The following is a 26,339-nucleotide window of genomic DNA, read 5'->3' on the forward strand; positions in this document are numbered from 1 at the left end:
GAGCCGGGGGGACGGCTGAGAGGGGCCGAAGGGGGTCGGTGGGGGCGCGCGCATCGGCGCCCGGGCCGTGGGTTGCGGCACGGTCGGGAAGCTGGGCTTCGGCGAGAGGGACGCGGCCGAGGTGCGGGCGGTGGCGGGGAGCCGGAGGAGGGCTGAGAGGGGCCGAAGGGGGTTGGCGGGCGCGCGTATGGGCCCCCAAACCCGGGTTGAGGCACGGTCGGGCAGGTGGGGTTCGGCGAGAGGGACGTGGCCGGGGAGTCAGGGGACGGCTGACGAGGGTCGAAGGGGTTGGCGGGGGCGCGTGTCGATGGGCAGGTCGCCGCTGGGGTTCGGCGAGATCGACGCGGTCGCGGGGGAGTCGGACGATCGCTGACGAGGGTCGAAGGGGGCCGTGCGCAACGAACGCCCGTCCATCGGCGCGGAACGCAACGATCTTGCGAGTGCGTGCAAGGTTGCTGCATTACGGCTGTGACCTCCGGGCTCGTAGGGTGCTTCGCTGTACTCACCTGCAACGACGAAGGAGTCAGCGCGTGCTCGACCAAGGCGCACCCCCGCAACAGCGCACCCCACAGGCGACGGGGCTCGGCGCGCGCCTCATGCGCCGCAAGCCGGTGGAACGCCTCGTCGCCGAGGGAGGCCAGGGCGAGGGCGGGGCCCTCAGGCGCTCGCTCGGACTGTGGCAGCTGACGATGATCAGCATCGGCGCCACCCTCGGCACCGGCATCTTCGTCGTCCTCGGTGAGGCGGTCCCCAAGGCCGGCCCGGCCGTCACCCTGTCCTTCGTGATCGCCGGCCTCACCGCCCTGTTCTCGGCCCTCTCCTACGCCGAGCTCGCGGGCACCATCCCGGTCGCCGGGTCCTCGTACTCGTACGCGTACGCAACCATGGGCGAACTGATCGCCTGGATCTGCGGCTGGTGCCTGGTCCTGGAGTACGGCGTCTCGGTCGCCGCCGTGGCCGTCGGCTGGGGCGAGTACCTCAACGAGCTGCTCGACGGGACCATCGGCGTCACCATCCCGGACGCGCTGTCCGCCCCGCCCGGCGACGGCGGCGTCTTCAACCTCCCGGCGCTCATCGTCGTCCTCCTCGCCATGGCCTTCCTGCTGGGCGGCGCCCGCGAGTCGGCCCGCGCCAACACCGTCATGGTGGTCGTGAAGATGGCCGCGCTGGTGCTGTTCTGCGCGATCGGCGTCCAGGGCTTCCGCTCGGGCAACTACGAGCACTTCATGCCCCTCGGGATGGCGGGCGTGAGCGCGGCCGGTGCCACGCTCTTCTTCTCGTACATCGGCTTCGACGCCGCCTCCACCGCCGGTGAGGAGGCGAAGAACGCCCAGCGCGACCTGCCGCGCGCGATCATGCTGTCGCTGGTCATCGTGACCGCGCTGTACGTCCTGGTCGCCGCCGTAGCGGTCGGCGCGAAGCCCTGGCGGCACTTCAACGACTCGGAGGCCGCGCTCGCCCAGATCATGCGCGAGGTCACCGGGCAGAGCTTCTGGGGCACCCTGCTGGCGTTCTGCGCGGTCATCGCCATCGCGAGCGTGGTCCTGACCGTCCTCTACGGCCAGACCCGCATCCTCTTCGCGATGTCCCGGGACGGGCTGGTGCCGAAGGTGTTCGCCCGCGTCCACCCGAAGACCGGCGCGCCCCGCGCCAACACGGTGATCGTCTCCCTGTTCTGCGGGGTGCTGGCCGCGGCGATCCCGCTCGGCCAGCTCGCCGACGCCACCAGCATCGGCACGCTCTTCGCCTTCGCCCTGGTCAACATCGCCGTCGTGGTGCTGCGCCGGACCCGCCCGGACATGCCCCGCACCTTCCGTGTCCCGCTCTCGCCGTTCTTCCCGGCGCTGGGCTTCGGCTTCTGCGTGTGGATGATGGGCAGCCTGTCCACCGTCACCTGGGTGGTCTTCGGGGTCTGGATGGCCGTCGGGCTCGTGTTCTACTTCGTATACGGCCATCGCCGTTCCCGACTCGCAACACCCGAAAGCTGATCCACCCACCGTGCTGAACGATCTCGACGAACGCATCGTGCACGCCCTCGCCGAGGACGCTCGCCGCTCCTACGCGGACATCGGGCAGATCGTCGGCCTGTCCGCGCCCGCCGTGAAACGGCGCGTGGACCGGCTGCGTGCCACCGGGGCCATCACCGGATTCACCGTACGGGTGGATCCGGCGGCCCTCGGCTGGGAGACCGAGGGGTTCGTCGAGATCTACTGCCGGCGCAACACCTCGCCGGAGACCATCCAGCGGGGCCTGGAGCGCTACCAGGAGGTTGTGGCCGCCTCCACCGTCACCGGTGAGGCGGACGCGGTCGTGCAGGTCTTCGCCTCCGACATGCGGCACTTCGAGCGCGTCCTGGAGCGGATCGCGGGCGAGCCGTTCGTGGAGCGGACCAAGTCGGTACTGGTCCTCTCGCCCCTGCTGCGCCGCTTCTCCTCGGGCTCGCCTACCTGACCTCCTCGGCGCGGCGCCGGACCGCCGCGAGGAGCCGTCGTACAAAGAGCGCGTGCCCGCGCGTCCCGATCACGAGCAGCCGGTAGAGGGCGCCGAAGGGCCCCGGGAACCGTGCCCGGGTCTCGGCCCGCAGCCGGGTCCGGCCGGGGCCGGTCCCATCCAGGCGGAAGACCAGGGCGTACGTCGAGAAGTGGTGGCGGCCCACCAGGGCGAGCTCTCGGCCCGGGGCGGCGGACAGCACGTGGAAGCCGGGGTAGGCGGAGCCCTTCGCCAGGGGGCGCGGTCCGGCGGCCGTGCGGTCCGGGCAGCCCACGAGACGGGCGTATCCGGCGAAGCGTCTCTCGGAGAAGGAGCGGTCCAGAACCTCCCCGACGGCCTGCCACACGGCGTGGGCGTCCGCCGTCACGATCTCGGTGTGCTCGTCCACGCGGGGGAGGCTGCTGATCTCCATGAGGGCTCCTTCAGTCGGCCGTCTTCCTGGCCAGCGCGTTGTTCCCGATCGAGTTGTGCACGCTGAAGCTCACCGCGTCCGAACGGTAGCGGTCGTCCGACCACTCCACCGGTCGGCCCTCACGGGTCGTGGTCACCCGGCGGACCCGTAGCAGCGGACTCGTCCGACGCACCCCCAGCAACTCCGCGTCCTGCGCGCCCGCCGCCACCGCGTCGATGACGTGCTCCCCGTAGGCGAACACCAACCCCGTGTCGTCGTACAGGCGTTGAGTGACCGAGGGGCACCCGGGCTCGATCGCCTCGACGGTCGGGGAGATCCAGTCGGCGTACACCGTCCGCTCCAGCAGCACCGGTTCGCCGTCCAGGCCGCGCACCCGCAGGACGTGCAACACCGGGGTGCCGACGACCAGTTGGAGGCGTACCGAGTCCTCCTTGGTGGCCGGGCGGTACTCCTGTGCGACCACCTGGCCCGTCGCCTGACGCCCCATCGCCCGGGCCCATTCGGCGAAGCTCCGCAGTTCGGCGAAGCTCTGACTGCGGCGGCTGGCGAGGACCACGCGGCGGGCGCCCTGCCGGGAGCCGATGAGCCCCTCGGCCGTCAGCGCGGCGACCGCCTGGCGGACCGTGCCGCGTGAGACGCCGTAGTGGGCCGCGAGTTCCGTCTCGGCGGGCAGCAGACTGCCGACGGTGTACTCCTCGCGGTCGATCGCCCGGCGCAGTTCGTCGGCGATCTCCTCGTGTCGCGCCGGCATGCTTCCCCTCTGAGTCGAATGCTGTGCACAGCGTGACCAGCGTAGTCGACATCCGGTGGGGCCCCGATGAGGTCCGGATTGTGCGGGAATTCAGGGGGCAGCGTTTCGCCAGTGTTTACCGGCGGGACACCAGCGGCAGCCTTACTGAGGCCAACTTGTTCAGACAAGTTCTCTGCCTCTGGCTCCTGCACCCTCGCGCGTCCCCTGGAGAAGCCGTGACCGTGTCCCTGCCGAGAACCGCCGCCCTCGGTGTTCTCGCCACCCTCGCCGCCCTCGCCCTGAGCGCCTGTGGCGCCGCCCCCGACACCGCGTCGACCACCGCCGACGGCAAGAACGCCGCCACCGCCACCTCCGCCGCCGACCTCGGCGGCATGGACAAGCTGGTCGCCGCGGCCAAGAAGGAGGGCACGCTCAACGCCATCGCGCTGCCCCGCGACTGGGCCAACTACGGCGCCCTGATCGACGGCTTCCAGAAGAAGTACGGCATCAAGATCTCCGTCGAGAACCCCGACGGCTCCAGCCAGGACGAGATCAACGCCGTGACCTCGCGGAAGGGACAGAACCGGGCGCCCGATGTCCTCGACCTCGGCAGTTCGTTCGCGATCAGCGCCGCCCAACAGGGCCTGCTCGCGCCGTACAAGGTGGCCTCGTACGACGACATCCCCACCGGCCAGAAGGACGCGCAGGCCCGCTGGTACAACGACTACGGCGGCTACATCTCCATCGGCTGCGACGCCAAGCGGGTCAAGACCTGCCCCACCACCTTCGCCGACCTGCTCAAGCCGCAGTACAAGGGCCAGGTCGCCCTCAACGGCAACCCCACCAAGTCCGGTTCGGCCTTCGGCGGCGTCTACGCGGCCGCGCTCGCGAACGGCGGCTCCTTCGACGACATCCAGCCCGGCCTCGACTTCTTCGCCAAGCTGAAGAAGAACGGCAACTACACGCCCGTCGAGTCGACCCCGGCCACCGTCGAGAAGGGCGAGACGCCGATCAGCATCGACTGGGACTACCTGAACGCCGGGTACGCCGACGAGTTCAAGTCCAAGGGCGTCGACTGGAAGGTCACGGTCCCGAGCGACGGCCAGTTCTCGCAGTACTACTCCCAGGCCGTCAACAAGGACGCCCCGCACCCGGCGGCCGCCCGCCTGTGGCAGGAGTACCTCTACAGCGCCGAGGGCCAGAACCTCTGGCTCAAGGGATACGCCCGCCCGGCCCTGATGACCGCGATGGAGAAGGCCGGCACCCTCGACAAGGCGGCCGCCGCCAAGCTGCCCGAGGTCTCCGGCACGCCCAAGTTCCCGACCGAGGCCCAGCAGGACAAGGCCAAGACGGTCCTCGGACAGGGCTGGGCGAAGGCCGTCTCCGGATGACGGCCACCGCCGTACGGGTGGACACGGCGCCCGCCGCCCAGGTCAGGCGGCGGCGCCGGTCCCTCGGCTGGGTCGCCGTCCTCCCGCTGCTCGCGTTCGTCGCGGTCGCCTTCGGGCTGCCCGCGATCGCCATGCTCGACGGCGCCTTCACTGCCAAGGACCCGGCCACCGGGGCGACTTCGTACACCCTCGGCAACCTCACCACCTCCCTCAAGGGCGCGTACCTCACCGCGCTGGTCGGCAGTGTGAAGCTGTCCGCGGTGTCCGCCGCCCTCGGCACCCTGGTCGGACTGCCCCTCGCCCAGGCCGTGGTGTCCTCCCGCTTCCGTGCCCTGCGCGAGGCCGTGCTCACCGCGTCCGGAGTGCTCGCCAACTTCGGCGGCGTCCCGCTGGCCTTCGCCTTCGTCGCCACCCTCGGCAACGCCGGTGTGCTGACCCGGCACCTCGGCCTCACCGACAAGGGCTGGGACCTGTACAGCTTCTGGGGCCTGGTCATCGTCTACCTGTACTTCCTGATCCCGCTCATGGTGCTCACCGTCACCCCCGCCCTGGACGGGCTGCGCGTCCAGTGGCGCGAGGCCGCGCAGAACAACGGGGCGACGACCGTGCAGTACTGGCGCTTCGTCGCCCTGCCCGTCCTGCTGCCCACGCTGCTCGGCGGATTCGTGCTGCTCTTCGGCAGCGCCTTCGCCGCGTACGCCACCGCCGCCGCGATGGTGGGCAGCTCGATCCCGCTGGTCACCCTGCAGATCGCCGACGCGATCTCCGGCAACGTGCTGGTCGGCCAGGAGAACGTGGCGCTCGCCCTCAGCCTCGACATGGTCCTGGTCGCGGGCCTGGTCATGGCCGTGTACCTGCCCCTTCAGCGAAGGAGCGCCCGATGGCTCGCCTGAACCTGTGGCGGTGGGGCGTGCTCGGCCTCGCCGGGCTGTACTTCCTGGTGCCGCTGGCCGCCTCCGTCGTCTTCACCGTCGACGTGCCGGGCCAGGGCATCACCTTCGACGCCTACACCCAGATCTTCGCCACCGACGGCTTCGTCTCCAGCCTGCTGCTCTCGCTGGAACTGGCCCTCGCCACCATCGCCGTCGTGCTGCTGCTGATGGTGCCCGCCATGGTCGCGCTGCGGCTCGGCGCGCCCCGGCTCAGGCCGGTCGTCGAGGTGGTGTGCTCGCTGCCGCTGGTCGTCCCGCCGATCGCCTTCGTCGCCGGCATCGGCACGGTCCTCAAGTGGGGGCCCGACCACCTCTCCCGTACCCCGCTGTTCGAGACCTTCGTGGCGATCCAGAACCCCGACTTCCCCTTCGTCCTGGTCCTGGCCTACGTCGTGATGGCGCTGCCCTTCGTCTACCGGGCCCTGGACGCCGGACTCCGCGCGGTCGACGTCCGCACCCTCGTCGAGGCCGCCCGCAGCTGCGGTGCCGGCTGGCCGCAGGCCCTCCTCCAGGCCGTCCTGCCCAACCTGCGCGGCGCCCTCCTCAACGCCTCCTTCCTCACCCTGGCCCTGGTGCTCGGCGAGTTCACCGTGGCCCAGCTGCTGGGCTTCCGGCCGTTCGCCGTGTGGATCGTCAACGTCAGCGGCTCGCAGGCCCAGTTGTCCGTCGCCGTGTCCGTGCTCAGCCTGCTCGTGACGTGGGTGCTGCTCCTCGTCCTGGCCGGCTTCGGCGGCCGTACCCGTCCTACCTCCCGGGGATGACCCATGCCTGAAACAGCTGCAACCGTCGAATTCCGGGGACTGAGGCGGGAGTTCGGCCCGACCGTCGCCCTCGACGGACTCGACCTGAGCGTCGAGCCCGGTGAACTGCTCGCCCTGCTCGGCCCGTCCGGCTGCGGCAAGACCACCGCCCTCAGGATGCTCGCCGGCTTCGAACACCCCGACTCCGGCGAGGTGCTGGTGGACGGCGAGGACGTGACCCGGATGCCGGCCCACCGCCGCGACGCCGGGATGGTCTTCCAGTCGTACAGCCTTTTCCCGCATCTCGACACGCTCGACAACGTGGCCTTCGGACTGCGGATGCGCAAGGTCCGCACAGCCGAACGACGGTCCAGGGCGGCCGAGTTGCTGGACCTCGTCGGGCTCGCCGACAAGGGCGGCCGGTTCCCCCACCAGCTCTCCGGCGGCCAGCAGCAGCGGGTCGCGCTGGCCCGCGCGCTCGCCCTGCGCCCCCGCGTGCTGCTCCTCGACGAACCCCTGTCGGCACTGGACGCCAAGGTGCGGCTCAGCCTCCGCGAGGAGATCCGGCGGCTCCAGCAGGAACTCGGCATCACCACCCTGTTCGTCACCCACGACCAGGAGGAGGCCCTGTCGATGGCGGACCGGGTCGCTGTGATGCACGCCGGCCGGCTCGAACAGTGCGCGCCGCCCAGCGAGTTGTACGGCCGCCCCGCGACCCCCTTCGTCGCCGAGTTCGTCGGCACGATGAGCCGGATCCCGGGACGCCTCGCCGACGGCACGGTCGACGTGCTCGGGCAGCGGCTGCCGGTCGACGGCCCGGTTCCGTCCGGCACCGAGGTCGACGTGCTGGTGCGGCCGGAGGCCGTGCGGGTGCGGGCCGAGGCCGACGGGAAGTCCCGCGTGGTCGCCACGTCCTTCCTGGGCGCGGCCGTCCGCGTCACCGTCCGGCTCGCCGACGGCACCGAGGTCAAGGCCGACCTGCCCGCGCACGACGCCGCCGCGCTCACCGCCGGTTCCGTGGTGAGCGTGTCACTGCCCGAGCGGCCGGTGCTGGTGGCGGAACGCACCCGCTGATCCCCTCGCATGAATCCCCCCACGAAAGAGAAACCCGTGAATCGACTCCCGCTCCAAGCCGTCCTGTTCGACATGGACGGCACGCTCGTCGACACCGAGCGGCTGTGGTGGGAGGCGGTGGAGCAGGTCGCCGGGCGGCCCTTGACCGAGGCGGACCGGCCGGACGTGCTCGGCCGTCCGGTCGAGCACACGGCCGCCTGGCTGGCCGCGGCCACGGGCACCCCGGCCGCCGACCTCGCCGACACCCTGCACCGGGAGTTCGCGGACCGCGTCCGCACCGGTGTCGTGCCCCGCCCCGGCGCGCTCGACCTGCTGGACGCCCTGGCGCGGGAGCGGATCCCCACCGCCCTGGTGACCGCGTCCCCCCGTTCCGTCGCCGACACCGTTCTGGAGGCCCTGGGCGGCGCGAGCCGTTTCGCCGTCTCCGTCACCGCCGACGACACCGAGCACACCAAGCCCGCGCCCGACCCCTATCTCGCCGCCTGCCGCGCGCTCGGCGTGGAGCCCTCGGGGTGCGTGGCCGTCGAGGACACGGAGACCGGCGTGCGCTCCGCCGAGGCGGCCGGCTGCGCCGTCCTCGCCGTGCCCTCACTGGCCCCCATCGACGCTGCCCCGGGCCGCACGGTCCTGACCGGCCTCGAGGACGTCACCGTGCCCCGGCTCCGCGCCCTGCTGCCGTACCGGCTCCGCGTGATGACCTGGAACCTCTGGTACGGCGGCACCAAGGTCCACGACCACCGGGCCAAGCAGCTCAAGGTCATCACCGAGACCGACGTGGACGTGGTCGGACTCCAGGAGACGTACGGCACCGCAACCGAGGAACTCGCCGAGGCGCTCGGCTGGCATCACCACCGGGCCGGGACGAACCTCGGCATCATCAGCCGCTTCCCGGTCACGGCCGTGCTGGGCGACCCGGACGTCGGGTTCTACGGGGCGGCCGGCGCGCGGATCGCCGTAGGGGAGCGGGAGGTCGACGTGTGGACGGCCCACCTCGACGCCGAGGAGTACGGGCCCTACGCGTCCGAACCGCTCGCCCACGAGGAGGTCCGGCTCGGGCAGCTGCGGGACACCCTGCGCCGGATCGGGGACGCGGCGCCCGTCGTCCTCGTCGGCGACTTCAACACCCCCTCCCACCTGGACCGGCCGGATGTCCAGTGGCCGGTGACGAAGGCTGCGGAGGAGGCGGGCTTCCGGGACTCCTTCCGGGAGGCCCGTCCGGATGCCGTACGGGACCCGGGACACACCTGGTCGCCGGTGCACGCCCACCCGGAGCCCCAGGACCGGATCGACTTCGTCCTCCACCGCGGCCTGCGGGTCCTCGACTCGCGGACCTGCGTCAGCGGCACGCCCCGGACCTGGCCGGACGTCGAGAACAACGACTGGCCGTCCGACCACGCAGCGGTGATCACCACATTTTCGCTGGGCAGCGGGCCCGCGACTGTCTAGCATCGGTGTCATGACCTGGCGACATTGATCCACCAGCCGTGCCTCCCGAGGGCCGCCTCGGACGCCGTACCCACGACGTCCGAACCGCCCTTCCGGGAAGGCCCCATGACACTCTCACCCGCACGTGTGCCCGCGACCGGTGCCCGCCGGCTGACGACCACGCTGTACGGCTACGCGTTCCTCGACGACCTCGTCCTGCTGTATCCGGTGTACGCGCTGCTGTTCGCCGACACCGGTCTGCCGCTCTGGCAGATCTCCTCGCTGTTCGCCCTGTGGTCCCTCACGGCCGTCGTCCTGGAGGTGCCCTCCGGAGCCTGGGCCGACACCGTCTCGCGGCGCCGCCTGCTGTGGCTCGGCCCGCTGCTCACGGCCGCCGGCTTCACCCTGTGGGTGACCGTGCCGTCGTACGGCGCCTTCGCGCTGGGCTTCGTCCTGTGGGGAGCCGGTGGCGCGCTCGGGTCCGGTTCGCTGGAGGCCCTGGTCTACGACGAGCTGGAGCGCCTCGGGGCCGCCGAGCGGTACGCGCGCGTGATGGGGCGGGCCCGGGCGGCACGGCTGCTGGCCACCGTCACGGCGATGGGCCTCGCCGGACCGGTCCTCGCCCTGGGCGGCTACCCGGCCGTAGGTGCCGCGAGCGTCCTGGCCTGTCTGCTGGCGGCGGTGACGGCGACCCGGCTCCCGGAACACCGGGTACCGGCGAAGAAGGGGAGCACCCGCTGGTCGGCGACGCTGCGGGCCGGACTCGCCGAGGCCCGCGGGGACCGGACCGTCCGGGGTGCCCTGCTGCTCATCCCGGCCGTCACCGCAGTATGGGGCGCCCTCGACGAGTACGTCTCACTGCTGATCCGCGACCTCGGTGTGGCCGACGCGACCGTGCCCTACCTGGTGCTGCTGGTCTGGGCGACCGTGACCCTCGGCAGCCTGTTCGCCGGACCCGCCGAGCGCCTCGGCACCCGGGGTCTGGCCGCCCTGATCGCGGGTTCCGCGCTCGCCCTGGCGGTGGGCGCCGGAGTCCGCACCCCGGCCGGCATCGCCCTCGTGGGCCTCGCCTTCGCCGGCTTCCAGCTCGCCGAGGTGCTCGCCGACGTCCGTCTCCAGCACCGCATCGAGGACGCCCGCCGGGCCACCCTGACCTCGGTCGCGAGCCTGGGCACGGAGCTGGTCACGGTCGCCGTGTTCGGGCTGTACGCCCTGCTCGGCGCGTCCATGGCGCACAGCACGGTCTTCGTGATCCTCTCCGCGCCGTATCTGGTGACGGCACTGGTGCTGGGCCGGGGGAGCGGGCGTGCGCGCAACGAATCGCCGCGGGAGCGTCCTCGTACGCAATGAACCGCTCACCGGCGCGCAACGGCTTCTCCTTGTCCGCGCCGGTGACCCGCCCGTACCGTCTACATGGCCCTTCCAGTGGCCCCCACATCCACCTTCCGCCCGGTGAGGATCGCGCATGCGCACCGCCCTGCTCCAGAGCTCCGGCCGCCCCGGCTCCGTCGAGGGGAACCTCAAGGTCCTCGACGAGGCCGCGGGCCGGGCCGCCGCCGCGGGCGCCGCGCTGCTGGCCGCACCGGAGATGTTCCTCACCGGGTACGCGATCGGTGACGACATCGGCCGTCTCGCCGAAGCGGCCGACGGCGACTCGGCGGACGCGGTCGCGGAGATCGCCGAGCGCCACGGGGTCGCGATCGCCTACGGCTACCCCGAGCTGGCCGGCGGGTCCGTCTACAACTCCGCCCAGCTGATCTCCGCCGACGGCACCCGGCTCGCCAACTACCGCAAGACCCATCTCTTCGGCTGCTTCGAGCGCGACCGGTTCGTACCGGGAGAACAGCCGGTGGTCCAGGCCGAGTTGGGCGGACTCACCGTAGGTCTCATGATCTGCTACGACGTCGAGTTCCCGGAGAACGTCCGCGCCCACGCCCTGGCCGGCACCGACCTCCTGATCGTGCCGACGGCCCAGATGCACCCGTTCCAGTTCGTCGCCGAGTCCCTGGTGCCGGTGCGGGCCTGGGAGAACCAGATGTACGTCGCCTACGTCAACAGGGTCGGCCAGGAAGGCGAGTTCGAGTTCGTCGGACTCTCCGTGCTGGCCGGCCCCGACGGGGTGGCCCGCGCCCGCGCCGGACGCGCCGAGGAGCTGGTGTTCGCCGACGCCGACCCCGCGTTCCTCACCGCCTCCCGCGAGGCGAACCCCTACCTGACGGACCGCCGGCCCGGCCTCTACGGGTCCCTCGTCTGACGTCTGAACCACCCTCATCGCTGCAAGGAGTCCGTACCCCATGACGTCCACCGTGCCCAACGCCGTCGAGCACGCAGACGAGCACCAGCCGCCGATCACCATGTTCGGGCCGGACTTCCCGTACGCCTACGACGACTTCCTCGCCCACCCGGCGGGCCTCGGCCAGATACCGGCGACCGGGCACGGCACCGAGGTCGCGGTGATCGGCGGCGGTCTCTCCGGCATCGTGGCCGCGTACGAGCTGATGAAGATGGGGCTCAAGCCGGTCTTGTACGAGGCCGACCAGATCGGCGGACGCCTGCGGACCGTGGGCTTCGAGGGCTGTGACCCCACGCTGACCGCGGAGATGGGCGCGATGCGCTTCCCGCCCTCCTCCACCGCCCTCCAGCACTACATCGACCTCGTCGGACTGGAGACCCGCCCCTTCCCCAATCCCCTCGCGGAGGCCACCCCCTCGACGGTCGTCGACCTCAAGGGCGAGTCCCACTACGCCGAGACCATCGGTGACCTCCCGCAGGTCTACCGCGATGTCGCCGAGGCCTGGAACCGGTGCCTCGAAGAGGGCGCGGACTTCACCGACATGAACCGTGCCCTGCGCGAGCGGGACGTGCCGCGCATCCGTGAGATCTGGGGCAAGCTCGTCGAGAAGCTCGACAACCAGACCTTCTACGGCTTCCTCTGCGACTCCGAGGCCTTCAGGTCCTTCCGGCACCGCGAGATCTTCGGGCAGGTCGGCTTCGGCACCGGCGGCTGGGACACCGACTTCCCGAACTCCATCCTGGAGATCCTGCGCGTCGTCTACACCGAGGCCGACGACCACCACCGCGGGATAGTCGGCGGTTCGCAGCAGCTGCCGCTCAGGCTGTGGGAGCGCGCGCCGGAGAAGATCGTCCACTGGCCGTACGGCACCTCGCTCGCGAGCCTGCACATGAACGGCGAGCCCCGGCCCGCCGTCACCCGCCTGCACCGCACCGCCGGCAACCGGATCACCGTGACGGACGCCGACGGTGACATCCGCACCTACGCGGCGGCGATCTTCACGGCCCAGTCCTGGATGCTGCTGTCCAAGATCGCCTGCGACGACTCGCTCTTCCCGATCGACCACTGGACGGCGATCGAGCGCACCCACTACATGGAGTCGAGCAAGCTGTTCGTCCCGGTCGACCGGCCGTTCTGGCTGGACAAGGACGAGGAGACGGACCGGGACGTCATGTCGATGACCCTCACCGACCGTATGACGCGCGGGACGTACCTCCTGGACGACGGCCCGGACCGGCCCGCCGTCATCTGCCTCTCCTACACCTGGTGCGACGACAGCCTGAAGTGGCTGCCGCTGTCCGCGAACGAGCGGATGGAGGTCATGCTGAAGTCGCTCGGCGAGATCTATCCCAAGGTCGACATCCGCAAGCACATCATCGGCAGCCCGGTGACCGTCTCCTGGGAGAACGAGCCCTATTTCATGGGCGCCTTCAAGGCCAACCTGCCCGGCCACTACCGCTACCAGCGGCGCCTGTTCACCCACTTCATGCAGGACCGGCTGCCCGAGGACAAGCGGGGCATCTTCCTCGCCGGCGACGACATCTCCTGGACGGCGGGCTGGGCCGAGGGCGCGATCCAGACCGCGCTGAACGCCGTCTGGGGCGTCATGCACCACTTCGGCGGCGAGACCGACGCGACCAACCCCGGTCCGGGGGACGTGTACGAGGAGATCGCACCGGTCGAACTCCCCGAGGACTAGGACCTGTTGCGTGAGTCGGCTGCGCGCATCGACGATCTCGAGCCAAGTCGGTTCAGTCCGGCAGCGGCGTGAGCAGCATGCGGCCCGCGAAGCCGACCGCCGTGTCCAGGCGCTCGGTGAACTCCCCGGCCACGTCGGGCAGTCCGCGCAGGGCCCACATGGCGCGGGCCGCGGTCCAGGTGGCGTCGCGGGCGCGCTCCAGGCTCCAGGAGCCCAGCAGATGGGTGAGCGGGTCGGCGATCTGGAGGAGGTCGGGGCCCGGCATCAGATCTTCGCGGATGCGCTCCTCCAGCGAGACGAGGAGCTCGCCCACGCGGTCGAACTCGTCCTCCACGTCGGCGGGTTCGCAGCCGAGGCTACGACAGGTGTCCACCACGGCGAGCGCCAGGTCGTGCCCGATGTGCGCGTTGATGCCCGCGAGCGCGAACTGCAGTGGACGTACGCCGGGATGGCGGCGGAACTGGAACAGGGGCCGCCAGCACGCCGGTGGACGGTGCCCGCGGGCGGCCGCGTCCACCGCCCCCAGATAGCGCTCGGCGAACCGCACGTCCAGCGTGATCGCGGCTCGCGCGTCCGCGAACCGGCCTCCGTCGACGCACCGGTCGACCGCCTCGGTGACGGCGAGGTAGACACGGTTGAAGACCGCCAGGCCGTCCCGCTCCGGGAGCTCCTCGTCCAGGGCGCGCATACGGGAGACGACCGCGTCGAGGGGAGTGGTGAACTGTTCCAATTGCGCCATGACGGCAGGGTCCCAGTCCTAGGCTGGCCCGGGTACCGGCGGGCCCGACGCTTCCCCAGAACGGGGGAACGCGCCTGCCGTGCGAGGGGGGAGCGACAGGGTGTCAGGCTTACGTGCCCAGCGGCTGGCCGCGCGCCGCGCCGCACGCAGGCGTGCCATCGGCCGCGGTGCGATGGTCGCGGCGGCTTCCCTGGTGGTCGCCGTCGGCACCGCGACCGGGATGCTCTCCGCGCTCGGCGACCGCGTCGGCTCCGACGAGGCGCGGCCGGGGCTGGTCGGCGGCTCCCCGAGCCCCGACTCGCCCGCTGCCGTTACGTCGGCGTCCGGGCCGGCGTCTCCCTCCGTCCCCGCCCCCGCTTCTCCTTCGCCTTCCGGGCGGCCGAGTGCGTCCCCGTCCGCCAAGAAGGCGAGCTCCGGTTCCGCGAAGGCCCGGGTCACCGCCACCCGCCTCTACCGTCACCCGTCCTCCCAGGTGCTCGACTGGGTGCGGGACAACCCGCGCGACTGGCGTGCCGACGTCATAGAGTCCCGCATCGCCGACCGGCCGGCCGCGGTCTGGTTCGCCGACTACACCCCGGCGACCATCACCTCCCGGGTCCGCGCGGTCACCTCGGGCGGCGCCGCGCAGGGCCGGGTCCCGGTGCTCGTGCCGTACGCGATCCCGGACCGTGACTGCGGTGGCGCCTCCGAGGGCGGGGCACCGGATCTCGGCGCGTACGACGCCTGGATCGACCGGTTCGCCGCGGGGCTCGGCTCCCGTGAGGTCGTCGTCGTCCTGGAGCCCGACGCGATCGCCCAGTCCGACTGTCTCCCGGCCGCGGGGCGCGCCGACCGCTTCGCCTCGCTGGCCCGCGCGGGCCGTGTCCTGAAGGCTGCGAACCCCGAGGCCCGCGTCTACTACGACGCCGGGCACTCCGGTTGGCGTCCGGCGTCCGAGCAGGCGGCCCTGCTGAAGCAGGCGGGCGCCGCCTCGGCCGCGTCCTCCGACGGGATCTTCAGCAACGTCTCCAACTTCCACACCACGTCCGCCGAGATCGCCTACGACCGCCGGGTCCTGGACTCCCTTGCCGGACCACCGAGTCTGGGGGCCGTCATCGACACCAGCCGCAACGGCAACGGCGCCCCCTCCGACGGCGAGTGGTGCGACCCGGCGGGCCGGAAGATCGGCCGGCCCCCGACCCTGAACACCGGCGAGGCGGAGGTCGACGCCTACCTGTGGGTGAAGCTCCCGGGGGAGTCGGACGGCTGCAAGGGCACACCGGGTGCGTTCAGCCCGTCGTACGCCTATGAACTGGCCTCGCCGTAGGTCGGCCGAGTGCCACTCCGACACCGGGTGAGCAACCGCTTAGGATAAGGGTCGTTGCTCTATACACCCAGGAGTCCCGCCCGTGACCACCGAAGCCACCCTCGCCCCCGCCCTGTCCTACGGCCGGCTGATCCCCGTCACCGTCCACTTCGACGACCTGGACGCCCTGGGCATGCTTCACAACGCCCGCTACCCGCTGCTCGTCGAGCGGGCCTGGGCCGAGTTCTGGGAGGGGAACGGCATTCGCTTCGACGGTGACTGGGCGAGCGCCGGGGACGCCTGCAACGTCGTCAAGGAACTGCTGATCAGCTACGACGCCCCCGTCACCCGGAGCGGCCCCTACGCCGTCCACCTCTGGCTGGAGCGCCTCGGCACCACCGGCCTGACCTACGGTTTCCGGTTCTGTTCCGCGGACGGGGGCACGACCTTCGCGCGGGGCACCCGGGTACTGGTCCGGCTGGACGCGGGGACACTGCGCCCCGCGCCCTGGAGGGAGGGCTTCAGGGCCGCCGCTCGGGAACTGCTGCGGCCGCGGGGCTGAGCTTCGGGCGGTCGCGGTCGCCGGCGCGCAGCACGCCCGCGAAGGCGACGAGCCCGCAGGCCAGCACGGTCACCAGGACGAACGACACCGTCAGGCTGGTCGCCTGGGCCACGCCTCCCAGCAGGCTCGGCGCGATGAGCCCCGAGGTGTAGGTGATGGTGGCGACGCCCGCGATCGCCTGGCTCGGATTGGGCCCGCTGCGTCCCGCCGCCGCGAAGCACAGCGGTACGACGACGGCGATACCCAGTCCCATCAGGGCGAACCCGGTCATCGCGACCGCCGGATGGCCCGCGAGCACGATCAGCAGTCCACCGGCGGCGGCGAGGAGACCGCCCAGCCGGACCGTACGGACCGAGCCGAAGCGGTTGACCACGGTGTCGCCGACGAGCCGGGCCACCGCCATGGTGAGCATGAAGCCGGTGGTACAGGCCGCGGCGAGCCCCGCCGAGGCCTCGAGCCGGTCCTTGAGATAGACGGCCGACCAGTCCAGGCTCGCGCCCTCCGCGAACACCGCGCAGAAACCGACCGCTCCGATCAGCAGGGCCGACTTCGGCGGCAGCGCGAACCGCGGCGGCGGCTCCTCGTCCTCGGTGGCCTGTACGTCCAGGACCCACTGGCAGGCCAGTACACCGAGTACGGAGAGGCAGGCCGCCGCCAGTGCGAAGTGCACGCGCGCGTCCGCGCCCAGATGCGCGGCGAGCGTGCCGCCCGCCGAGCCGATCAGCGCTCCCGCGCTCCACATCCCGTGCAGCCCGGACAGGATCGACTTGCCGAGCAGGTTCTCGATCTCCACGCCCAGCGCGTTCATGACCACATCGGCCATGCCGGCGCTCGCGCCGTACGCGAACATCGCGAGGCACAGCGTGTAGAGGTTCGGCGCGAGTCCCGGCAGGACCAGGGACAGCGTCCACAGGGTGATCAGCCCGCGCAGCGCCGCCCGGCTGCCGAAACGGTGGCTGGTCCGCGCGGCCAGCGGCATCGAGCAGGACGCGCCGAACGCGGTGAAGGCCAGGGCGAAACCGAGCTGACCCGCGCTCAGTGAGGCGTGGTCCTGGATCCATGGCACCCGTGTCGCGAACGACCCGGTCACGGCCCCGTGCACGGCGAACACGGCGGCTACGGCGTACCGGGCCCGCCGTACCTCTGCCGGCGCGTACACCACATCGCTCATGGTCGGGCCCCTCCCGGTCCTGGTCGTACCCATGCTGCCGCCGTAAACTATCAGGAACCCTGCCTGATAGATAGCTCGTATTCGGCCCTGTGGATCTGAGAGGATTCCCGGCATGCCCGCATCCCCGAGCACCGCCCGGGCCATCAACGACCGGCTCGCCCTGCGCCTGCTCCAGCAGGAAGGCCCGCTGACGGCCGGGCAGTTGAAGCAGCTCACCGGACTGTCCCGGCCGTCCGTCGCCGACCTGGTCGAGCGCCTCGCCGCCGCCGGACTGATCGACGTGGTCGGGGAGTCGGGGGAGCAGCGCCGCGGCCCGAACGCGAAGCTGTACGGCATCGTCGCCGACCAGGCCCATCTCGCGGCCCTCGACGTCCGCACCGAGGGCGTCTCCGTCGTCGTCTCCGACCTGCTGGGACGGGTGCTGGCCGAGGCGTCGGTGCCCATCGGCGGGGACATGGGGACCGGGCCCGCGGTCGAGCAGGCCGTCGCGCTGGTCGAGCGGGCGGCGAAGGAGGCGGGGGTGCCCGGACTCCACACCGTCGGCATCGGCGCCCCCGGCCTGATCGACCCGGCCACGGGCGAACTCCGTGACTCGGGCGGTCTGCCCGCCTGGCACCGGCGACTGGTGCTGGCACTGCAGGAGCGGCTCCCGGAGACCCGCGTCCATGTCGAGAACGAGACCAACCTCGCGGCGCTGGCGGAACAGCGCGAGGGGGGCGCTCAGGACCGGGACACCTTCGTCCTGCTGTGGCTCGGCCACGGCACGGGCGCGGCCGTCGTCCTGGAGGGCACGCTGCGCCGGGGTGCGTCGGGCGGCACGGGGGAGATCGGATTCCTGCCGGTGCCGGGCACCGCGGGGCTGCCGTCGGCCGTGGACTGCGAGGGGGGCTTCCACTCCCTGGCGGGGTCGGCGGCGATCGTGGCACTGGCACAGCGGCACGGGCTGACGGTCGAGGCGGAGGGGCACGAGCCGCTGGCCGCGAGGGTGGTGCGGGAGTCGGTGGCCCGCGCCTCGACGGCGGCGGTGGCGGATGCAGCGACGGCAGTGGTGGCGGATGCCGCGACGGACTTCCTCGACGCCCTGGCCGACCGCCTCGCCGTGGGAGTCGCCTCGGTCGTCGCCATCCTCGACCCCGGCTGCCTGGTCCTGGCCGGCGAGGTGGGCCAGGCGGGCGGGGCGGACCTCGCGGCGAGAGTGGAGCGACGGGTCCGCCGTATGTCGCCGCTCCCGACGGAGGTGCGGGCGAGCGTGCTGGGAGGAGGGGCGGTCCTGCGAGGAGCCCTGCTCACGGCGCGAGAGAGGGCCCAGGACGAGTTGTTCGCGCCCCTTCAGCGGCCTGGGGTGCTGCCGGAGCACGCGGCTCCGTCGCGTGGGCACGATCAGCTTCCGCCGGCCCGCGGATAGTTATTGAACACCGGCAAAGGAGACCCGGCGGCGGGCAAGGGCCGTCGTCACCGCCGCCGGGCCCGTCTCTACGGGTGTCCACGCACGGCGACCCTAAAAAGGACTAGACCATTTCGTCAATGGATATGCGCCATCGGCCCGTTGGGAGTCCGGACCGCCGCACAAGTCCATCGGTACCGTCTGTGAGCCACCCCACACCCGTCGCCTGTATGGACGTCGATCAGGCGTGGCAGACTGGCCCTGTACCAGAAGCAGCGCACTCCGGGGTCGGTGAAAGTCCGAACCGGCGGTTACAGTCCGCGACCCGACCGCTTCCAGCGGCCGGTTGACCAGGTGAAATTCCTGGACCGACGGTTAAAGTCCGGATGGGAGGCAGTGCGCGGCGGGCGGGCATTCGTGCGCGCCGCCGTATCCGTTCGTCCTGAGGGGCGAGTGCGTCCGGCGTCGCCCCCGGTGTTTCCGCTCGTCCTTTCTGTCGTCATCGACAGCCCCGGAGTCCGTGCCCGAATGAGGCAGGGAGGACCCGGGAAGTGTTCACCGGAATCGTCGAAGAGCTGGGCGAGATCACCGCCGTCGAGAACCTCGGCGATGCGTGTCGCTTCCGACTGCGCGGCCCCGTCGTCACCGAGGGCGCGAAACACGGGGACTCCATCGCCGTCAACGGCGTCTGCCTCACCGTCGTCGACCACGAGGGCGACGAGTTCACCGCCGACGTCATGGCCGAAACCCTCGACCGCTCCAGCCTCGGCGCCCTGGGTGTCGGCTCCCGCGTCAACCTGGAGCGCCCCACCGCCGTGGGCGCGCGCCTCGGCGGGCACATCGTGCAGGGGCATGTGGACGGCACCGGCGAGGTCCTGGAGCGCAAGCCCTCCGAGCACTGGGAGATCATCAAGATCTCGCTCCCCGCGGACCTCTCCCGCTATGTCGTGGAGAAGGGCTCCATCACGGTCGACGGCATCAGCCTCACCGTCGTGGACGCCGGCCCCGACTACTTCACCGTCAGCCTGATCCCCACCACCCTCGCCCTGACCACGCTCGGACTCAAGCAGCCCGGCGCCCCGGTCAACCTCGAGGTCGACGTCGTCGCCAAGTACGTCGAGCGCCTGCTCGCGAGCGGTCAGGGGGCGGGGAAGTGAACTCCCTCAACACCGAGGCCTTCACCCTGTTCGGCCAGCACATCCTCTGGTCCGACATGATCGGCAACCTCCTCGGCCTCATAGCCCTCGCCCTCGGCTGGCGCCGCAACCTGTGGAGCTGGCCGGTGCAGTTCGCCTCCGGCCTCATCCTCTTCGGCGCCTTCTACGGCCACCTCACCGGCAGCGCCGGCAAGCAGGCCGTCGTCATGGTGGTCGCCCTGTACGGCTGGTGGCAGTGGAACCGCAACAAGGGGCAGTCCGGCGACGGGCACATCGCCCCCCGGTTCGCCTCCTGGCGTGAGCGCGGAGCGCTGGTCGGCGCCGCCGCCGTCGGCACCGTCGCGGTCGCCCTGCTCTTCAAGGCCTACCCGAGCCTGTCCTGGGACCCGTGGCCGGACGCCTACATCTTCGTCGGCACGGTCGTCGCCATGTACGCCCAGGCCCGCGGCATGGTCGAGTTCTGGTTCGCCTGGCTCCTCGTCGACGTCGTCGGCGTCCCGCTCAATTTCGCCAACGGCTACGCCTTCTCCGGCTTCGTCTACGTCATCTACGGCGCGCTCGTCCTGTGGGGCATGCGCGACTGGTGGCTGCGCTCCCGTGAGTCCGCGCGGCCCGTCATGGAAGGAGCGCCGGCATGACCGCCGCACCCATTCTGTACAGCACCGACGGGTTCGAGGACTTCGCGCTGGACCCCGTCGAGCAGGCCATCGCCGACATCGCGGCAGGCCGGCCCATCGTGGTCGTCGACGACGAGGACCGCGAGAACGAGGGCGACCTGGTCGTCGCCGCCGAGAAGGTCACCCCGGAGATCGTCGCCTTCATGATGAGCGAGTGCCGCGGCCTGATCTGCGCCCCCATGGAGGGGGACGAGCTGGACCGGCTGAAGCTGCCTCAGATGGTCGACGACAACACCGAGTCGATGAAGACCGCGTTCACCGTGTCCGTGGACGCGTCCGGCGCCCACGGCGTGACCACCGGGATCTCGGCGTCCGACCGCGCGACCACGCTCCAGCTCCTCGCGAGCGGCTCCGCCGGGCCCACCGACTTCGTCCGCCCCGGCCACATCTTCCCGCTGCGCGCCAAGGACGGAGGCGTCCTCACCCGCAACGGCCACACCGAGGCCGCCGTCGACCTCGCCCGGCTCGCGGGACTGCGCCCGGCCGGCGCGATCGTGGAGATCGCCGGCGAGGACGGCCGCATGCTCCGCCTCCCCGAGCTGATCCCCTTCGCCCGCAAGCACGGCCTGACGATCATCTCCATCGAGGACCTGATCGCCTACCGCCGCACCAGCGAGCCCACGGTCCGGCGCGAGGCCGAGACCCGGCTGCCCACCGCCCACGGCACCTTCAGGGCGTACGGCTACCGCTCCACCGTCGACGGCGTCGAGCATGTCGCCCTCGTCCACGGCGAGATCGGCGACGGCGAGGACGTCCTGGTCCGCGTCCACTCCGAATGCCTCACCGGCGACATCTTCGGCTCCCTGCGCTGCGACTGCGGCCCGCAGCTCGACGCCTCCCTGGAGCGCATCCAGGAAGAGGGCAGGGGAGTGGTGGTCTACCTGCGCGGCCACGAGGGGCGCGGCATCGGCCTGCTGTCCAAGCTGCGGGCGTACGAACTCCAGGAACAGGGCCACGACACCCTCGACGCCAACCTGGAACTCGGCCTGCCCGCCGACGCCCGCGACTACGGCGCCGGCGCGCAGATCCTGGAGGACCTCGGGGTGCGCAGCCTGCGCCTGATGACCAACAACCCGGAGAAGTCCGAGGCGCTCCTGAGGCACGGCCTCAAGGTCGCCGGGCGGGAGCCGATGCCCGTACAGGCGGGCGAGCACAACCTCCGCTACCTGCGCACCAAGCGGGACCGGATGGGCCACGACCTTCCCTGGCTGGACGCCACCCCGGTGTCCACCTGCGGCAACCAGTAAGCACTTCGAGGAGAGTTCGAGAACGTGAGCGGCAAGGGTGCACCGGAGCTGTCCGTACGCAACGTGGGTGACCTGCGGGTCGCCGTCATCGCGGCGCAGTGGCACGAGAAGGTGATGGACGGACTGGTCGACGGCGCCCTGCGCGCCCTGCGCGACCTGGGCATCGACGAGCCGACCCTGCTCAGGGTCCCCGGCAGCTGGGAGCTCCCGGTCGTCGCCAAGGTCCTCGCGGGCCGCGGCTACGACGCGATCGTCGCCCTCGGCGTCGTCATCCGCGGCGGCACCCCGCACTTCGAGTACGTGTGCCAGGGCGTCACCCAGGGCCTCACCCAGGTCTCCGTCGAGACCGGCGTCCCCGTCGGCATGGGCGTGCTGACCTGCGACACCGAGGAACAGGCCCTGGACCGGGCCGGCCTCGAGGGCTCGAACGAGGACAAGGGGCACGAGGCGGTGACCGCCGCGGTGGCCACGGCGGCCACCCTCCGCTCAGTATCTGAACCGTGGCACTAGGTGGTGCGGGCTTACGCGTAAAGTGGGCGCCACCATGTCCAATAAGACGTTCGAGGAGCTCTTCACCGAGCTCCAGCACAAGGCCGCCAACGGCGACCCCGCCACTTCCCGCACCGCAGAACTGGTCGGCAAGGGCGTCCATGCCATCGGCAAGAAGGTCGTCGAAGAGGCCGCCGAGGTCTGGATGGCCGCCGAGTACGAGGGCAAGGAGGCGGCCGCCGAGGAGATCTCGCAGCTGCTGTACCACGTCCAGGTGATGATGGTCGCGCGCGGCATCTCCCTCGACGACGTCTACGCCCACCTGTAAGCCACGCGCCGAAACCACCCCTGAGAGCAAAGGAAGCCGACCTCATGCTGCGCATCGCCGTCCCCAACAAGGGTTCCCTGTCAGGCCCTGCGGCGGACATGCTGCATGAGGCCGGCTACCAGCAGCGCCGCGAGTCCAAGGAACTGCGGATCGTCGACCCGGTCAACGACGTGGAGTTCTTCTACCTCCGCCCCCGGGACATCGCGATCTACGTCTCCTCCGGCCAGCTCGACATCGGCATCACCGGCCGCGACCTGCTGGTCGACTCCGGTGCCGACGCCGAGGAGATCCTTCCGCTCGGCTTCGCCCGCTCCACCTTCCGTTTCGCCTCCAAGCCGGGCACCGCGAGCGGTGTCGAGGACCTGAAGGGCAAGACGGTCGCCACCTCCTACGAGGGGATCGTCGCGGGGCACCTCGCCGACAACGGCATCGACGCCTCCGTGGTCCACCTCGACGGCGCGGTCGAGACCGCCATCGAGCTCGGGGTCGCCGAGGTCATCGCGGACGTCGTCGAGACCGGCACCAGCCTGCGCAACGCGGGCCTGGAGGTCTTCGGCGAGCCCATCATGAAGTCCGAGGCCGTCGTCATCCGACGCACCGGCACCGACGCCGACGAGGCCGCGGAGTCGAAGGTGCAGCAGTTCCTGCGCCGCCTCCAGGGCGTCCTGGTGGCGCGGACGTACGTGATGATGGACTACGACTGCCGCGTCGAGCAGCTGGAGAAGGCCGTCGCGCTCACCCCGGGCCTGGAGTCCCCGACCGTGTCCCCGCTGCACAACGAGGGCTGGGTAGCCGTCCGCGCGATGGTCCCGGCCAAGGAGGCGCAGCGGATCATGGACGACCTGTACGACATCGGTGCGCGGGCCATCCTGACGACGGCCATCCACGCCTGCCGTCTCTGAGGATCGTGCCGAAGATGTCCTCCGAACTGCCCACCCTCCCGGTCACCTTCCGGCCCGGCCGCACCCGTGCCGTGCTGATCACCGCGGGCGTCGCGATCTTCGTGACGATCACGGTGATCGCGCTCCTGCTGGAGCAGCTGGGGCCCGGCGAGCGCCTGAGCTTCATCGTCACCGCGGCCCTGCTCGCCGGTGTGCTGTTCCTGCTGGCGCGGGTGAAGGTCGTCGCCGACGAGTCCGGCGTCACCGTCCAGAACATCGCCGGCCGACGGCATCTGGAATGGGCCGAGATCATCCAGGTGAACCTCCGCCCGGGCGATCCCTGGGTGTTCCTCAACCTCAGCGACGGCACCAGTCTGCCCGCCCTCGGCATCCAGCCGGGCATCGCGAAGCAGCAGGCCATCGCCGACGCGAAGGCCCTGCGGGCGCTCGCCGAGGCGCACTCCACAGCCCGCTCCGACGAAGATCAGGGCTGACTCGGGGGCTTCCACCCTGCCGCAGTCGGCCATGTCTTGATTAATCTGTTGGCGGAGGCGTTTTCCTTGCGCCTCCGCCTCTCGTTGTTCCTGCTACCCGAGGAGTGACTCCCTCCAGCGATGGACGGATCGTCCTGTAGTACCTGCGCCGCCCCCTCCCGGCATATCGAGGCGGCGGCATGACCATCCCCCTGCTGCTCCTGGGAGCGGCGTTCCTGCTGATTCTCGCCAACGGCTTCTTCGTGGCGGCCGAGTTCGGCCTCGTCACCGTCGAGGCCACGGACGCCGAGAAGGCCGCCGCGGAAGGCGACCGTCGTGCCCGCAGGGTCGCCGAGTCGCTCAAGGAGCTGTCGTTCCAGCTCTCCGGCACCCAGCTCGGCATCACCATCACCTCCCTCGTCGTCGGCATGCTCGCCGAACCGGCCCTCGCGGAACTGCTGCACGGCCCGTTCAAGGCTGTCGGCATCCCTGAGGGCGCGGTCTCCGGCGTGGCCGTCGTCGTCGGCATGCTGCTGGCCTCGGCCGTGCAGATGGTGATCGGCGAACTCGTGCCCAAGAACTGGGCGGTGTCCAAGCCGATGCAGGTCGCCCGCTTCGTGGCCGGCCCGCAGCACGCCTTCGCCCGGCTGTTCCGGCCGGTGATCGCCGCCTTGAACGCGGTCGCCAACCGTCTCGTCCGCGCGCTCGGCATCGAGCCCGCCGAGGGGCTGGCCTCCGCCCGCACCCCGGGCGAGCTGGTCTCCCTGGCCCGCCACTCGGCCCAGGCCGGCGCCCTGGAACAGGACACCGCGGACCTCTTTGTCCGTACCCTGTCGCTCGCCGAGCTCACCGCGCAGCACGTCATGACCCCGCGTGTGAAGGTCAGCTCGCTCCAGGCCTCCGCCACCGCCGAGGACGTCGTCAACCTCACCCGCGCCACCGGTCTGTCCCGCTTCCCGGTCTACCGGGAGAAGATCGACGAGATCGTCGGCATGGTCCACCTCAAGGACGCCCTGGCGGTCCCGGTGCAGGACCGGCTGCGCACCCCCGTCGCCCGCATCGCCCGCCCGGCGCTGCTGGTGCCCGAGACCCTCCCCGTCCAGCCGCTCCTGGCCCAGCTGCGCAACGAGCAGCCCATCGCCGTCGTCGTCGACGAGTACGGCGGCACGGCCGGCGTGGTCACCCTGGAGGACATCGTCGAGGAGATCGTCGGCGAGGTCCGAGACGAGCACGACGGCCAGGACGTCCCCGAACTCGCCGCGGCCCCGCCCGAGGACGGCCGCCTCGCATGGGACGCCGACGGCAGCTGCCGGGTCGACGTCCTGCAGCGCATAGGCCTCGACGTGCCCGAGGGGCCGTACGAGACCGTCGCCGGGCTGGTCGCCGACCTGCTCGGCCGAATCCCCGCCGTCGGCGACCGGGCCGAACTGCCCGGCTGGCGGCTCACCGTCCGCCAGGTCGGGCACTACCGCGCCGAGCGGGTCCGCCTGGTCCGCACGGTCCCCGCGGTCAACGTCATGGAGGCCGCCCGATGAGCGTGCTCCAACTCCTCTTCGCAGCCCTGCTCGTCCTCGCCAACGGATTCTTCGTCGGCGCCGAGTTCGCGCTGGTCTCGGTGCGCCGCAGCCAGATCGAACCGCTCGGCACGGCACGGGCCCGCCAGGTGCTGTACGGCCTGGAGCGGCTGCCCCAGATGATGGCGGCGGCCCAGTTCGGCATCACGGTGTGCTCGCTGACGCTCGGCGCGGTCGCCGAACCGACGGTCGCGCACCTGCTGGAGCCGGTCTTCGAGTGGATCCACCTGCCGCACGGCATGATCCATCCGCTGGGCTACGTCATCGCCCTGGGCGCGGTCGTCTTCTTCCATCTCGTCATCGGCGAGATGGTCCCGAAGAACCTCGCGATGGCGGCCCCGGAGAAGGTCTCGCTGTGGCTCAGCCCCGGCCTGGTGTACTTCGCCCGCCTGTGCAGGCCGATCACCATCGCCCTCGGCGCCTGCGCCCGGGCCATCCTGCGGCTTTTCCACGTCGAGCCCAAGGACGAGGTCGAGGCGGTCTTCACCAGCGAACAGCTGAACCGGCTGGTGGAGGACTCCGGCCAGGCGGGTCTCCTGGACCCCGAGGAACAGGAACGCCTGGAGGACGCGCTGGAACTGGGCTCGCGCCCCGTGACGGACGTCCTGCTGAAGCGCGAGTCCCTGGTGACGGTGCGCCCCTCGGTGACGCCGGGCCAGATCATCGAACTCACCGGCCGGACCGGGTACTCCCGCTTCCCGATCGCCGCGGAGAACGGCGCCTACATGGGGTACCTGCATGTGAAGGACGTACTGGATCTGGAGGACTCGCAGCGGGCGGTGCCCCAGCAGATCTGGCGGCCGATGACGAAGCTGCGGTCCGATCTGCCGCTGGACGACGCCCTCACCGTGATGCGGCGGGCGGCGACGCACTTGGCCCAGGTCGCGGACGGCTCGGGCAAGGTGCTCGGGCTGGTGGCGCTGGAGGATGTGCTGGAGCTGCTGGTGGGCGAGGTACGGGATCCTGCGCACCGGGAGCTGCCGGAGGTTCGGGTCACTGAGCCTCGGAGCAGCGAGGAGGCGTTGGCGTCGTAGTTGTTCGGCCGCGGCCGAGTGGGGGTTGGTCACGCAGTTCCCCGCGCCCCTGGGTGGGTGCAGTCAAGGCCTGCCCAGTGGACGGACGGCGAACCGCCTGCGCCCTGCGGCCCCCGTCCCGGCGGACGGGAATGCCCCTTCGCCGTACGCCG

At 71.3% G+C, this 26,339-nt stretch carries 26 protein-coding genes and 1 riboswitch; of the genes, 22 read left to right on the forward strand and 4 right to left on the reverse strand.

The genetic code is table 11. The features are described from left to right. Nucleotides 1-530 precede the first annotated feature (530 nt). Together ABZT93_RS28175 and ABZT93_RS28180 are read left to right on the forward strand one after the other, a co-directional pair. On the forward strand, nt 531-1,988 hold the full coding sequence (locus ABZT93_RS28175; protein WP_356109875.1) for an amino acid permease: 1,458 nt from the start codon (nt 531-533) through the stop codon (nt 1,986-1,988). A 10-nt stretch (nt 1,989-1,998) separates the two neighbouring features. Then, nucleotides 1,999-2,451: an Lrp/AsnC family transcriptional regulator gene (locus ABZT93_RS28180; RefSeq protein WP_007380661.1), complete on the forward strand. Its 453-nt coding sequence runs from the start codon at nt 1,999-2,001 to the stop codon at nt 2,449-2,451. Here ABZT93_RS28180 and ABZT93_RS28185 read toward each other — a convergent pair. Then, complete coding sequence (locus ABZT93_RS28185; protein WP_356109877.1) at nt 2,444-2,902, reverse strand: hypothetical protein; 459 nt, start codon at nt 2,900-2,902, stop codon at nt 2,444-2,446. The genes ABZT93_RS28180 and ABZT93_RS28185 overlap by 8 nt on opposite strands. 10 nt (nt 2,903-2,912) lie before the next feature. Further along, nucleotides 2,913-3,653: a GntR family transcriptional regulator gene (locus tag ABZT93_RS28190; protein ID WP_356109880.1), complete on the reverse strand. Its 741-nt coding sequence runs from the start codon at nt 3,651-3,653 to the stop codon at nt 2,913-2,915. 215 nt (nt 3,654-3,868) lie between these two features. Between ABZT93_RS28190 and ABZT93_RS28195 the strand changes: the two genes are divergently transcribed. The 8 genes from ABZT93_RS28195 (at nt 3,869) to ABZT93_RS28230 (ending at nt 13,186) form a co-directional block, all read left to right on the forward strand. Beyond that, nucleotides 3,869-5,023 carry an extracellular solute-binding protein gene (locus ABZT93_RS28195; protein ID WP_356109882.1) on the forward strand — a complete coding sequence of 385 codons (1,155 nt, stop codon included), beginning with the start codon at nt 3,869-3,871 and terminating at the stop codon, nt 5,021-5,023. Then, on the forward strand, nt 5,020-5,916 hold the full coding sequence (locus tag ABZT93_RS28200) for an ABC transporter permease subunit (RefSeq protein WP_356109884.1): 897 nt from the start codon (nt 5,020-5,022) through the stop codon (nt 5,914-5,916). Before ABZT93_RS28195 ends, ABZT93_RS28200 begins: the two co-directional genes overlap by 4 nt. After that, complete coding sequence (locus ABZT93_RS28205) at nt 5,904-6,716, forward strand: ABC transporter permease subunit (RefSeq protein WP_356109887.1); 813 nt, start codon at nt 5,904-5,906, stop codon at nt 6,714-6,716. Before ABZT93_RS28200 ends, ABZT93_RS28205 begins: the two co-directional genes overlap by 13 nt. Before the next feature lie 3 nt (nt 6,717-6,719). Next, complete coding sequence (locus ABZT93_RS28210) at nt 6,720-7,769, forward strand: ABC transporter ATP-binding protein (RefSeq protein WP_356109890.1); 1,050 nt, start codon at nt 6,720-6,722, stop codon at nt 7,767-7,769. A 36-nt stretch (nt 7,770-7,805) separates the two neighbouring features. Next, nucleotides 7,806-9,215 carry an HAD-IA family hydrolase gene (locus ABZT93_RS28215; protein ID WP_356109892.1) on the forward strand — a complete coding sequence of 470 codons (1,410 nt, stop codon included), beginning with the start codon at nt 7,806-7,808 and terminating at the stop codon, nt 9,213-9,215. A gap of 105 nt (nt 9,216-9,320) precedes the next feature. Continuing rightward, nucleotides 9,321-10,544 carry an MFS transporter gene (locus tag ABZT93_RS28220; protein ID WP_356109894.1) on the forward strand — a complete coding sequence of 408 codons (1,224 nt, stop codon included), beginning with the start codon at nt 9,321-9,323 and terminating at the stop codon, nt 10,542-10,544. A 115-nt stretch (nt 10,545-10,659) separates the two neighbouring features. Further along, nucleotides 10,660-11,448 carry a carbon-nitrogen hydrolase family protein gene (locus ABZT93_RS28225; protein ID WP_356109897.1) on the forward strand — a complete coding sequence of 263 codons (789 nt, stop codon included), beginning with the start codon at nt 10,660-10,662 and terminating at the stop codon, nt 11,446-11,448. Between the two features lie 40 nt (nt 11,449-11,488). Further along, nucleotides 11,489-13,186, forward strand: a complete 1,698-nt coding sequence (locus ABZT93_RS28230; RefSeq protein WP_356109899.1) for an NAD(P)/FAD-dependent oxidoreductase — start codon at nt 11,489-11,491, stop codon at nt 13,184-13,186. A 52-nt stretch (nt 13,187-13,238) separates the two neighbouring features. On the opposite strand, the gene ABZT93_RS28235 is transcribed toward ABZT93_RS28230, so the two are convergent. Continuing rightward, nucleotides 13,239-13,925, reverse strand: coding sequence for a DUF5995 family protein (locus ABZT93_RS28235; protein WP_356109902.1), 687 nt, complete (start codon nt 13,923-13,925; stop codon nt 13,239-13,241). A gap of 172 nt (nt 13,926-14,097) precedes the next feature. On the opposite strand from ABZT93_RS28235, the gene ABZT93_RS28240 reads away from it, so the two are divergent. Together ABZT93_RS28240 and ABZT93_RS28245 are read left to right on the forward strand one after the other, a co-directional pair. Further along, complete coding sequence (locus ABZT93_RS28240) at nt 14,098-15,231, forward strand: glycoside hydrolase family 6 protein (RefSeq protein WP_356109935.1); 1,134 nt, start codon at nt 14,098-14,100, stop codon at nt 15,229-15,231. 82 nt (nt 15,232-15,313) lie between these two features. Further along, nucleotides 15,314-15,772, forward strand: a complete 459-nt coding sequence (locus ABZT93_RS28245) for a thioesterase family protein (RefSeq protein WP_356109904.1) — start codon at nt 15,314-15,316, stop codon at nt 15,770-15,772. On the opposite strand, the gene ABZT93_RS28250 is transcribed toward ABZT93_RS28245, so the two are convergent. Beyond that, complete coding sequence (locus ABZT93_RS28250; protein WP_356109906.1) at nt 15,732-16,943, reverse strand: MFS transporter; 1,212 nt, start codon at nt 16,941-16,943, stop codon at nt 15,732-15,734. The two genes, ABZT93_RS28245 and ABZT93_RS28250, sit on opposite strands and share 41 nt — an antisense overlap. Nucleotides 16,944-17,055: 112 nt before the next feature. Between ABZT93_RS28250 and ABZT93_RS28255 the strand changes: the two genes are divergently transcribed. From ABZT93_RS28255 to ABZT93_RS28300, 10 genes are all read left to right on the forward strand, one after another. After that, the gene (locus ABZT93_RS28255; protein WP_356109907.1) at nt 17,056-18,348 is read left to right on the forward strand and encodes an ROK family transcriptional regulator; all 1,293 of its coding nucleotides are present in this window, start codon (nt 17,056-17,058) and stop codon (nt 18,346-18,348) included. 252 nt (nt 18,349-18,600) lie between these two features. Beyond that, a riboswitch (FMN riboswitch) is annotated at nt 18,601-18,731 on the forward strand. A 147-nt stretch (nt 18,732-18,878) separates the two neighbouring features. Further along, nucleotides 18,879-19,484 carry a riboflavin synthase gene (locus ABZT93_RS28260; RefSeq protein WP_356109909.1) on the forward strand — a complete coding sequence of 202 codons (606 nt, stop codon included), beginning with the start codon at nt 18,879-18,881 and terminating at the stop codon, nt 19,482-19,484. Next, nucleotides 19,481-20,122, forward strand: coding sequence for a nicotinamide riboside transporter PnuC (gene pnuC / locus ABZT93_RS28265; RefSeq protein ID WP_356109911.1), 642 nt, complete (start codon nt 19,481-19,483; stop codon nt 20,120-20,122). Before ABZT93_RS28260 ends, pnuC begins: the two co-directional genes overlap by 4 nt. Beyond that, complete coding sequence (locus ABZT93_RS28270) at nt 20,119-21,408, forward strand: bifunctional 3,4-dihydroxy-2-butanone-4-phosphate synthase/GTP cyclohydrolase II (protein ID WP_356109913.1); 1,290 nt, start codon at nt 20,119-20,121, stop codon at nt 21,406-21,408. Before pnuC ends, ABZT93_RS28270 begins: the two co-directional genes overlap by 4 nt. Before the next feature lie 24 nt (nt 21,409-21,432). Then, nucleotides 21,433-21,918, forward strand: coding sequence for a 6,7-dimethyl-8-ribityllumazine synthase (gene ribH / locus ABZT93_RS28275; protein WP_356109915.1), 486 nt, complete (start codon nt 21,433-21,435; stop codon nt 21,916-21,918). A gap of 34 nt (nt 21,919-21,952) precedes the next feature. After that, nucleotides 21,953-22,225 (forward strand): phosphoribosyl-ATP diphosphatase, encoded by a 273-nt coding sequence (locus ABZT93_RS28280; RefSeq protein WP_020117406.1) that lies wholly within the window; start codon nt 21,953-21,955, stop codon nt 22,223-22,225. Between the two features lie 44 nt (nt 22,226-22,269). Next, nucleotides 22,270-23,127 carry an ATP phosphoribosyltransferase gene (gene hisG / locus ABZT93_RS28285; RefSeq protein WP_356109918.1) on the forward strand — a complete coding sequence of 286 codons (858 nt, stop codon included), beginning with the start codon at nt 22,270-22,272 and terminating at the stop codon, nt 23,125-23,127. 14 nt (nt 23,128-23,141) lie between these two features. After that, nucleotides 23,142-23,600, forward strand: a complete 459-nt coding sequence (locus ABZT93_RS28290; protein ID WP_356109920.1) for a PH domain-containing protein — start codon at nt 23,142-23,144, stop codon at nt 23,598-23,600. Nucleotides 23,601-23,779: 179 nt separating this feature from the next. Beyond that, entirely contained in the window at nt 23,780-25,114 is a 1,335-nt protein-coding gene (locus ABZT93_RS28295) for a hemolysin family protein (protein WP_356109923.1), read from the forward strand. Then, nucleotides 25,111-26,187 carry a hemolysin family protein gene (locus ABZT93_RS28300; RefSeq protein WP_356109926.1) on the forward strand — a complete coding sequence of 359 codons (1,077 nt, stop codon included), beginning with the start codon at nt 25,111-25,113 and terminating at the stop codon, nt 26,185-26,187. Before ABZT93_RS28295 ends, ABZT93_RS28300 begins: the two co-directional genes overlap by 4 nt. The last annotated feature ends 152 nt before the right edge of the window (nt 26,188-26,339 follow it).

It is taken from the genome of Streptomyces sp. NPDC005303, assembly GCF_040607335.1.
GTDB lineage: Bacteria > Actinomycetota > Actinomycetes > Streptomycetales > Streptomycetaceae > Streptomyces.

Bases quoted from the DNA above. Each gene is read 5' to 3' on its own strand.
- ABZT93_RS28185 (WP_356109877.1), bottom strand. From the start codon at position 2,902: ATGGAGATCAGCAGCCTCCCCCGCGTGGACGAGCACACCGAGATCGTG.
- ABZT93_RS28190 (WP_356109880.1), bottom strand. From the start codon at position 3,653: ATGCCGGCGCGACACGAGGAGATCGCCGACGAACTGCGCCGGGCGATC.
- ABZT93_RS28200 (WP_356109884.1), top strand. From the start codon at position 5,020: ATGACGGCCACCGCCGTACGGGTGGACACGGCGCCCGCCGCCCAGGTC.
- ABZT93_RS28205 (WP_356109887.1), top strand. From the start codon at position 5,904: ATGGCTCGCCTGAACCTGTGGCGGTGGGGCGTGCTCGGCCTCGCCGGG.
- ABZT93_RS28210 (WP_356109890.1), top strand. From the start codon at position 6,720: ATGCCTGAAACAGCTGCAACCGTCGAATTCCGGGGACTGAGGCGGGAG.
- ABZT93_RS28220 (WP_356109894.1), top strand. From the start codon at position 9,321: ATGACACTCTCACCCGCACGTGTGCCCGCGACCGGTGCCCGCCGGCTG.
- ABZT93_RS28225 (WP_356109897.1), top strand. From the start codon at position 10,660: ATGCGCACCGCCCTGCTCCAGAGCTCCGGCCGCCCCGGCTCCGTCGAG.
- ABZT93_RS28230 (WP_356109899.1), top strand. From the start codon at position 11,489: ATGACGTCCACCGTGCCCAACGCCGTCGAGCACGCAGACGAGCACCAG.
- ABZT93_RS28235 (WP_356109902.1), bottom strand. From the start codon at position 13,925: ATGGCGCAATTGGAACAGTTCACCACTCCCCTCGACGCGGTCGTCTCC.
- ABZT93_RS28240 (WP_356109935.1), top strand. From the start codon at position 14,098: ATGGTCGCGGCGGCTTCCCTGGTGGTCGCCGTCGGCACCGCGACCGGG.
- ABZT93_RS28250 (WP_356109906.1), bottom strand. From the start codon at position 16,943: ATGAGCGATGTGGTGTACGCGCCGGCAGAGGTACGGCGGGCCCGGTAC.
- ABZT93_RS28255 (WP_356109907.1), top strand. From the start codon at position 17,056: ATGCCCGCATCCCCGAGCACCGCCCGGGCCATCAACGACCGGCTCGCC.
- ABZT93_RS28270 (WP_356109913.1), top strand. From the start codon at position 20,119: ATGACCGCCGCACCCATTCTGTACAGCACCGACGGGTTCGAGGACTTC.
- ABZT93_RS28280 (WP_020117406.1), top strand. From the start codon at position 21,953: ATGTCCAATAAGACGTTCGAGGAGCTCTTCACCGAGCTCCAGCACAAG.
- hisG (WP_356109918.1), top strand. From the start codon at position 22,270: ATGCTGCGCATCGCCGTCCCCAACAAGGGTTCCCTGTCAGGCCCTGCG.
- ABZT93_RS28290 (WP_356109920.1), top strand. From the start codon at position 23,142: ATGTCCTCCGAACTGCCCACCCTCCCGGTCACCTTCCGGCCCGGCCGC.
- ABZT93_RS28295 (WP_356109923.1), top strand. From the start codon at position 23,780: ATGACCATCCCCCTGCTGCTCCTGGGAGCGGCGTTCCTGCTGATTCTC.
- ABZT93_RS28300 (WP_356109926.1), top strand. From the start codon at position 25,111: ATGAGCGTGCTCCAACTCCTCTTCGCAGCCCTGCTCGTCCTCGCCAAC.